Source organism: Micromonospora wenchangensis, assembly GCF_002210435.1.
GTDB classification, from domain to species: Bacteria; Actinomycetota; Actinomycetes; order Mycobacteriales; family Micromonosporaceae; genus Micromonospora; species Micromonospora wenchangensis.
In genome coordinates this window covers 1-5,191 of sequence record NZ_MZMV01000128.1, presented here as the reverse complement: position 1 = coordinate 5,191, position 5,191 = coordinate 1, and the positions used below count along the sequence as shown (strand labels likewise).

Genomic DNA, 5,191 nt, shown 5'->3' with positions numbered 1-5,191 from the left:
GTTTCCCCTCCGCCATGACCGCCGTAACACTATGAACATATCAAACAACACACACACCCACACATGTGTGGGGGGTTGTTTGGTGTTTGTTCAGAGTTGCACAGTGGACGCGTAGCAGCCTTGTTATCAAGTCCTCGGCCTATTAGTACCGGTCAACTCAACCCGTTACCGAGCTTACATTTCCGGCCTATCAACCCAGTCGTCTAGCTGGGGGCCTTACCCCCACAATGTGGGGTGGGATACCTCATCTTGAAGCAGGCTTCCCGCTTAGATGCTTTCAGCGGTTATCCCTTCCGAACGTAGCTAACCAGCCGTGCCCCTGGCGGGACAACTGGCACACCAGAGGTTCGTCCGTCCCGGTCCTCTCGTACTAGGGACAGCCCTTCTCAAGTATCCTACGCGCACGGCGGATAGGGACCGAACTGTCTCACGACGTTCTAAACCCAGCTCGCGTACCGCTTTAATGGGCGAACAGCCCAACCCTTGGGACCTGCTACAGCCCCAGGATGCGACGAGCCGACATCGAGGTGCCAAACCATCCCGTCGATATGGACTCTTGGGGAAGATCAGCCTGTTATCCCCGGGGTACCTTTTATCCGTTGAGCGACACCGCTTCCACACGCAAGTGCCGGATCACTAGTCCCGACTTTCGTCCCTGCTCGACCTGTCAGTCTCACAGTCAAGCTCCCTTGTGCACTTGCACTCAACACCTGATTGCCAACCAGGCTGAGGGAACCTTTGGGCGCCTCCGTTACCCTTTAGGAGGCAACCGCCCCAGTTAAACTACCCACCAGACACTGTCCCTGAACCGGATAACGGTCCGAAGTTAGATACCCAAATCAACCAGAGTGGTATTTCAAGATTGCCTCCACCCATACTGGCGTACAGGTTTCACCGGCTCCCACCTATCCTACACAAGCCCATTCAGATACCAATGTCAAGCTATAGTAAAGGTCCCGGGGTCTTTCCGTCCTGCCGCGCGTAACGAGCATCTTTACTCGTACTGCAATTTCGCCGGGCCTGTGGTTGAGACAGTGGGGAAGTCGTTACGCCATTCGTGCAGGTCGGAACTTACCCGACAAGGAATTTCGCTACCTTAGGATGGTTATAGTTACCACCGCCGTTTACTGGCGCTTAAGTTCTCCGCTTCGCCCCAAAGGAGCTAACAGGTCCCCTTAACGTTCCAGCACCGGGCAGGCGTCAGTCCATATACATCGAATTACTTCTTCGCATGGACCTGTGTTTTTAGTAAACAGTCGCTTCCCCCTGCTCTCTGCGGCCATACAACGCTCCACCCGCACGGGGCTTCACGTCTCCGGCCCCCCTTCTCCCTAAGTTACGGGGGCAATTTGCCGAGTTCCTTAACCACAGTTCGCCCGATCGCCTCGGTATTCTCTACCTGACCACCTGTGTCGGTTTGGGGTACGGGCCGCTCGGAACTCGCTAGAGGCTTTTCTCGGCAGCATAGGATCACTGACTTCACCTGAATCGGCTCGGCATCACGTCTCAGCCACATGACATGCGGATTTACCTACACGTCGGCCTACACGCTTACCCCGGCACAACCACCGGCCGGGCTCAGCTACCTTCCTGCGTCACCCCATCGCTTGACTACTACCCGCCAGGTTCCCACGCTCCCCAACATCCGTCCGAAGACATCAGCCAGCTCGGGTGGTTAGCACAACGAGGTTCATCAGGGACGCTCCTTCGCGGGTACGGGAATATCAACCCGTTGTCCATCGACTACGCCTCTCGGCCTCGCCTTAGGTCCCGACTCACCCAGGGCGGATTAGCCTGGCCCTGGAACCCTTGGTCATCCGGCGGAAGGGTTTCTCACCCTTCTTTCGCTACTCATGCCTGCATTCTCACTCGTGCCGCGTCCACAACTAGGTCACCCCGCTGCTTCACCCCCGGCACGACGCTCCCCTACCCATCCACACACCTGCACAACACATCAAGGCGTCGCGAAGTTAAAATGTGAATGCCACAGCTTCGGCGGTGTGCTTGAGCCCCGCTACATTGTCGGCGCGGAACCACTTGACCAGTGAGCTATTACGCACTCTTTAAAGGGTGGCTGCTTCTAAGCCAACCTCCTGGTTGTCTATGCGACCCCACATCCTTTTCCACTTAGCACACGCTTAGGGGCCTTAGCTGGTGATCTGGGCTGTTTCCCTCTCGACTACGAAGCTTATCCCCCGCAGTCTCACTGCCGCGCTCTCACTTACCGGCATTCGGAGTTTGGCTGATTTCGGTAAGCTTGTAGGCCCCCTAGACCATCCAGTGCTCTACCTCCGGCAAGAAACACACGACGCTGCACCTAAATGCATTTCGGGGAGAACCAGCTATCACGGAGTTTGATTGGCCTTTCACCCCTAACCACAGGTCATCCCCCAACTTTTCAACGTTGGTGGGTTCGGCCCTCCACGCGGTCTTACCCGCGCTTCAGCCTGCCCATGGCTAGATCACTCCGCTTCGGGTCTAGAACATGCGACTCAAACGCCCTCTTCAGACTCGCTTTCGCTACGGCTCCCCCACACGGGTTAACCTCGCCACATGCCACTAACTCGCAGGCTCATTCTTCAAAAGGCACGCCGTCACCCCGCAAGGCTCCGACGGATTGTAGGCGAACGGTTTCAGGTACTATTTCACTCCCCTCCCGGGGTACTTTTCACCATTCCCTCACGGTACTCGTCCGCTATCGGTCACCAGGAAGTATTTAGGCTTACCAGGTGGTCCTGGCAGATTCACGGCAGATTACAGGAGTCCGCCGCTACTCGGGAACACCCACAGAAGATCAGCAACTTTCACCTACCGGACTCTCACCGACTACGGTTGGCTTTTCCACACCATTCGGCTAGCCACTGACTTTATAACTCCTCGAACAAGTGTCAGCTCGTTCAGCAGGGTCCCACAACCCCGACCACGCAACCCCTGACAGGTATCACACGCAACCGGTTTAGCCTCAATCCGCTTTCGCTCGCCACTACTCACGGAATCACTAAATTGTTTTCTCTTCCTACGGGTACTGAGATGTTTCACTTCCCCGCGTTCCCCCCACACACCCTATGTGTTCAGGTGCGGGTGACACCACATGACTGGTGCCAGGTTTCCCCATTCGGACACCCTGGGATCACAGCTTGGTTGACAGCTCCCCCAGGCCTATCGCGGCCTCCCACGTCCTTCATCGGCTCCTGGTGCCAAGGCATCCACCGTTCGCCCTTGACAACTTGACCACAAAGATGCTCGCGTCCACTGTGCAATTCTCAACAAACAACCAACCCACAACCCCACAGCCCCACACCAGCAACCCCACCCCACCCACAGGCAGAACAGAATCCGGTATGCGAGACCAGGCCATGCCTGGCAACCTTCAGTAGGCTCCCGCCCACCACAAGGCACTGAAACAACAACCCCCAGGTTGTTCTTTCAGGACCCAACAGGGTGCTTACATCTCCACTCCAGCCGCACCACGACCCCGTTCCCACCACCTGAGTGGCTGTACTAGGTGTCCCGGCCGTTGCCAGGGAAAGACTCACCAGTGTCTCCGCCATACGAGCACCCCACCACCACATTCGGGCAGCGCGGGCTCCATACCGGCTTTCACCGGATGGTGCTCCTTAGAAAGGAGGTGATCCAGCCGCACCTTCCGGTACGGCTACCTTGTTACGACTTCGTCCCAATCGCCAGCCCCACCTTCGACGGCTCCCTCCACAAGGGTTGGGCCACCGGCTTCGGGTGTTGCCGACTTTCGTGACGTGACGGGCGGTGTGTACAAGGCCCGGGAACGTATTCACCGCAGCGTTGCTGATCTGCGATTACTAGCGACTCCGACTTCACGGGGTCGAGTTGCAGACCCCGATCCGAACTGAGACCGGCTTTTTGGGATTCGCTCCACCTCACGGCATCGCAACCCATTGTACCGGCCATTGTAGCATGCGTGAAGCCCTGGACATAAGGGGCATGATGACTTGACGTCATCCCCACCTTCCTCCGAGTTGACCCCGGCAGTCTTCGATGAGTCCCCGCCATAACGCGCTGGCAACATCGAACGAGGGTTGCGCTCGTTGCGGGACTTAACCCAACATCTCACGACACGAGCTGACGACAGCCATGCACCACCTGTGACCGCCCCCGAAGGACCTCCCATCTCTGGAAGTTTTGCGGCCATGTCAAACCCAGGTAAGGTTCTTCGCGTTGCATCGAATTAATCCGCATGCTCCGCCGCTTGTGCGGGCCCCCGTCAATTCCTTTGAGTTTTAGCCTTGCGGCCGTACTCCCCAGGCGGGGCGCTTAATGCGTTAGCTGCGGCACAGGGAACCGGAGAGGCCCCCCACACCTAGCGCCCAACGTTTACAGCGTGGACTACCAGGGTATCTAATCCTGTTCGCTCCCCACGCTTTCGCTCCTCAGCGTCAGTATCGGCCCAGAGACCCGCCTTCGCCACCGGTGTTCCTCCTGATATCTGCGCATTTCACCGCTACACCAGGAATTCCAGTCTCCCCTACCGAACTCTAGCCTGCCCGTATCGACCGCAGGCTTGGGGTTGAGCCCCAAGTTTTCACGGTCGACGCGACAAGCCGCCTACGAGCTCTTTACGCCCAATAAATCCGGACAACGCTCGCGCCCTACGTCTTACCGCGGCTGCTGGCACGTAGTTGGCCGGCGCTTCTTCTGCAGGTACCGTCACTTGCGCTTCGTCCCTGCTGAAAGAGGTTTACAACCCGAAGGCCGTCATCCCTCACGCGGCGTCGCTGCATCAGGCTTCCGCCCATTGTGCAATATTCCCCACTGCTGCCTCCCGTAGGAGTCTGGGCCGTGTCTCAGTCCCAGTGTGGCCGGTCGCCCTCTCAGGCCGGCTACCCGTCGTCGCCTTGGTAGGCCATCACCCCACCAACAAGCTGATAGGCCGCGAGCCCATCCCAGGCCGAAAAACTTTCCACCAACCCTCATGCGAGGAAAGGTCATATCCGGTATTAGCCCCCGTTTCCGAGGGTTATCCCAAAGCCTAGGGCAGGTTACTCACGTGTTACTCACCCGTTCGCCGCTCGAGTACCCCGAAGGGCCTTTCCGCTCGACTTGCATGTGTTAAGCACGCCGCCAGCGTTCGTCCTGAGCCAGGATCAAACTCTCCAACAAAAACCTGTCGAACAGCAATCCCGACAACAAACAAATGTTGCCAAAGGAATCCGAA

The 5,191-nt window shown here is 57.6% G+C and carries 2 rRNA genes; both read right to left on the bottom strand.

Annotated features, from left to right (window positions below):
- Positions 1 to 122: 122 nt before the first annotated feature.
- Positions 123 to 3,233, bottom strand: a 23S ribosomal RNA gene (locus B5D80_RS32465).
- Between the two features lie 388 nt (positions 3,234 to 3,621).
- Positions 3,622 to 5,136: ribosomal RNA gene (locus B5D80_RS32460) — 16S ribosomal RNA — on the bottom strand.
- The 16S and 23S rRNA genes sit together here, the layout of an rRNA operon.
- Positions 5,137 to 5,191: the final 55 nt, after the last annotated feature.